This window comes from Actinomycetota bacterium (assembly GCA_030776725.1).
In the GTDB taxonomy this organism is placed as follows: domain Bacteria; phylum Actinomycetota; class Nitriliruptoria; order Nitriliruptorales; family JAHWKO01; genus JAHWKW01.
The window spans coordinates 1-3,159 of the sequence record JALYHG010000046.1; the positions used below are offsets into that span (position 1 = coordinate 1).

The window sequence follows — 3,159 nt, forward strand, 5'->3', positions numbered from 1 at the left end:
GCGTCCAGGGTCGCGCTGAGTGTGGGGTAGTCCGTCTTGCCGAGGACCTTCGCCGCCACGACGCCGTCGGCGTCGATGAAGAACGTCTCGGGTATGCCGAACAGGCCGAACGCGATGGCCGCGCGTGAGCCCGGGTCTTCCAGGTGGGCGTAGCCCCGCCCGAGCTCGTCGAGGAAGGCGATCGCTTGCTCGCGGCGGTCCTGGTAGACGATGCCGAGGAACGTGACACCGCGGTCTTCGTAGGCAGCGGCGGCGGCGACGAGGTCGGCGTGCTCCTCGCGGCAGGGGACGCACCAGGACGCCCAGAAGTTGACGACCACGACCTGTCCACGCAGGTCCGCGAGCGCCAGTTCGCCGTCGCGTTCCAGGTAGGGCAACGTGACGTCTGGGGCGGGGCGACCGATCAGCGGGGAGTCGACGGTGGTCGGGTCGGTGCCGAAGCGGGTGCCGAAGGCGGCGGCCACGGCGATGGTCAGGAAAACACCGCCCAGGGCCAACCACCGGGGCCAGCGCACGCCGGAGTCGACCCCCTCGACCGGAGGTTCGCCGTCGTCGGCGTGGTTTCGCTTCAGCGACCCGTCGGTCACCGTCCCTGCTCCTGCCGCGCCTGGGCCAGCAGCGCTTCGACGACCGCGCGGTTGTCGCCGCCGAGGTCGTCGCGGGTGAGGAGTTCCTCGGCGATCGCGGCGGCCGCAGCGGCGTCGCCGCGTCCGTGCAGGGCCACGTACGCGCTCAGCCACAGCGTCTCGATGTCGTCGGGTTCGCGTTGCAGGCTGGCGTCGAGCAGCTGCTCGGCGAGGTCGACCTGACCGTCGAGGAACACCAGCCACCCGGTCCTGGCGAGGGCCTTGGGGTGGGGTTCGATGTCGAGCACCGCCCGGTAGTGCTCGAACGCCGCTGCCAGGTCGTCCTCGGCGAGGTAGCGGTCGGCGAGCAGCAGGCGCATCCCGACCACGCCGGGGTTGTCGGCGACGACCTCCTCCAGCGCCTCGATCGGGATGGCCGCGACGTCGGGGCTGCCCACCTGCGTGCCGGTGACGAAACCGCCGTCGGGCCGATCGAGCGCGAAGCGTGGCACCGCGAGCGCCGTCGTGGCGACTGCGGCCACCAGCACCCCGCCGGTCATCCAGCGTCGCCGGCGGCGGTCGGTGGCGACCGGACCTCGCGCCGGCGGTGTCTCCTCGGCGGCGGCGTCGAGCGCGTCGAGGGCCTCGGCGACCTCGCCCGTGTACAGCTCGCGGAGGGCGGTGGCGGTGACCGGGTCGATCTCGCCGTCGGCGACCTGACGTTCGACGTCGGCGAGGTCACGCAGCGCCTGCCGCTTGCGCTCCTCCAGACGCCTGGTGCCGGCGCTCATCGCACGCCCTGTTCGCCGTCGTCGAGCTCGGCGAGTGCACGCGCTACCGCCGCGCGTCGATCGGGCGTCAGCTCCACCTGCGGCCGGCGGCGGCGCGACGTGACGCGGGCCACGACGAGGATCCCGGTGATGAGCACCGCCCCGGGCAGGACCCACAACAGCGCGCTGGACCGGCTGAAGGGCGGCTCGAGGAGGATCCACTGCCCGTAGCCGTCGACGAACTCTTGGAGCACCTCGGCGTCGGACCGGCCGTCGGCGACGAGCTCCGCGATGCGTGCCCGCATCTGGCGGGCGGTCTCGGACGGGGAGTCGGCGACGGACTCGCTCTGACAGACGGGGCAGCGCAGCTGCGACGCGAGCTCGTGCACCCGGTCTGGTTCACGCGCGTCGGCGGTGAGCAGGCCGACGACGATGCCAGCCGCCAGCACGAGCGCCGCACCGGTCGTCGCCAGCCGCCGGATGCGGTCAGGCACGGGTGCCCACCTTCTGGCTCGCCTCGGCGACACGGGTGTGGGTGGGCGCGGGGTCGCGCCGCCGGCGGCCGCCGATCAACGCCCACAACCCCCCGGCGGCGACCACCACGCCGCCGATCCACAGCATCCATTGCAGCGGGTAGCGGTAGAGGTTGACGGTCACCTCGTCGGTGCCCATCGCGGCGACCGACGCGTACAGGTCACCGGCGAACGTGGAGCGCACCGACGGGGTCCCGATCGGCTGGGCGCGTTGGCGGTACTCGTTGATCCGCGGCTCCAGCATCCCCGCCGGGGTGCCGCCCCGCGACACGTCGACCCGAGCCGCGACCACCGACCGGTGGGGCTCTTCCCAGCGGGCGATCTCGTCGAGGTGAAGCTCGAAGCCGGCGAAGTGCGCCGAACCTCCCTGCGTGAGCGTCACCGTCGACCGCTCCGCCAACCCCCCCGACAGGGCGATCGCGAACGCCATCAGCGCCACCCCCACGTGGGAAATCTGACCGCCCCAGTACCCGGGGTTGCCGCGCAGCACGCGCACCACCGCGACGTGCCCGCCAGCGGGATGGCGTGCCGCCGCTGCTGCCAGCTGCCGGGCGACGGCGGCCAGGACCGCTGCGGCGAACCCGCCGACCACCACGACCGACGCGACGCCTGCGGTGAACGCCAGCACGGCGGCCCCAGCGAGCCCGGCGAGGACCGGGATGCGCAGCCGTTCACGCACGAGCGAACCGGCTGCGACGCGGTACGGCAGCAGCGGCCCCACCCCCATGGTCAACAGCAGCGCGAACGCGATCGGGACGGTGAACCGATCGAAGAACGGTCGACCCACCGACAGCTGCGCGCCGCTGGCTGCCTCGACCAGCACCGGGTAGGTCGTGCCGATGAGCACGACGAACGTGAACACCGCCAGCAGGAGGTTGTTGACGAGGAAGGCGCCTTCGCGGCTAGCGATCGACTCCAGGCGCGGGGTTGACGCGATGAGGTGCGCCCGAGCGGCGAACAACGCCAGCGAAGCGACGAGCACGACGGCGAGGAAGGCCAGCAGCACGGGGCCCACGGCCGACTGGGTGAAGCTGTGCACGGAGCTGACCACGCCGGACCGGGTCAGGAACGTGCCCAAGATGGTGAGGGCGAACGTCGCGACGATCAGGGAGATGTTCCAGGCCTGCAGGACGCCACGGCGCCGCTGCGCGACCGCCGAGTGCATGAAGGCGGTGGCCGTCAGCCACGGCAGCAGCGACGCGTTCTCCACCGGATCCCACGCCCAGTAACCACCCCAGCCGAGCACCTCGTAGGACCACCAGGCGCCGAACACGATCCCGGCGGTCAGGA

The 3,159-nt window shown here is 72.5% G+C and carries 4 protein-coding genes; all 4 read right to left on the bottom strand.

The window, feature by feature from the left end; genetic code table 11:
• Window positions 1–587 (bottom strand): redoxin domain-containing protein (locus M3N57_01760; GenBank protein ID MDP9021431.1); only part of this gene is annotated, 587 nt, incomplete at its 3' end.
• On the bottom strand, window positions 584–1,357 hold the full coding sequence (locus tag M3N57_01765; protein MDP9021432.1) for a hypothetical protein: 774 nt from the start codon (window positions 1,355–1,357) through the stop codon (window positions 584–586). The genes M3N57_01765 and M3N57_01760, both read right to left, overlap by 4 nt.
• Window positions 1,354–1,830 carry a cytochrome c-type biogenesis protein CcmH gene (locus tag M3N57_01770; GenBank protein ID MDP9021433.1) on the bottom strand — a complete coding sequence of 159 codons (477 nt, stop codon included), beginning with the start codon at window positions 1,828–1,830 and terminating at the stop codon, window positions 1,354–1,356. Before M3N57_01770 ends, M3N57_01765 begins: the two co-directional genes overlap by 4 nt.
• Window positions 1,823–3,159: cytochrome c biogenesis protein CcsA (ccsA, locus tag M3N57_01775; GenBank protein MDP9021434.1), on the bottom strand; the 1,337-nt coding region annotated here is incomplete at its 5' end. The genes ccsA and M3N57_01770, both read right to left, overlap by 8 nt.